Source organism: Vibrio sp. 1978, assembly GCF_033344345.1.
Window position 1 is genome coordinate 1 of the sequence record NZ_JAWPOP010000555.1, and the last position, 656, is coordinate 656.

Consider the following 656-nt stretch of genomic DNA (forward strand, 5'->3'; position numbering starts at 1 on the left):
TGGTAGGAAAGCAAAGAGGCGATTTTGCGCTCTTCCTCCAACTCATCGTAGCTAAAGTGGGCCAGTAGTGTTTCGTAGCCGTTAGCCTTAGTGACCGTCTCTATGCCCTGAACAAAGGAAGCAAAAATTTGGTTGGACAGAGAAGGAAGTAAGATGCCGATGGCTTTGCTGGAAGACTTAGACAACATCGCGGGGGCGCGATTTTCGATGTACCCCATCTCCTCGATTGCCGCGGCAATTTTCACGCGGGTCTTCTCAGCCACCGATTCTGGATTGCGCATATAGCGCGAAACCGTCATCTTCGTTACGCCAACTTGGTCTGCGACATCCTGCAATGTCGTTCGTGTTTTTTTATTCTGTTGAGCCATAAATATGTGATTTATCAATAATGTTACATGTAACATTATGACGAATACACAGGATGCCGACAAGCCACCAAAAGCCAAACATAATATCCACAATAAAATCATACACTTATTGTTACAGAGTTGTTTTTAAAGAAACACTCGCAAAACGAATAAATAAATGACATTAATATTGAGTTTCTTATAAAATAGCGCACGTAAAACAATAAGATATCAGGCACTGTGCAGTTAGGCTCCAGCGAAACCCAAGTTTATTATCATCTTCTTGATCTGGACGACTCTCAAAAGCTG

Annotated in this window: 1 protein-coding gene; it reads right to left on the minus strand. The window is 42.5% G+C overall.

What is annotated here, in order from left to right; genetic code table 11:
• Positions 1-368: LacI family DNA-binding transcriptional regulator (locus R8N49_RS27795; protein WP_318190533.1), on the minus strand; the 368-nt coding region annotated here is incomplete at its 3' end.
• Positions 369-656: the final 288 nt, after the last annotated feature.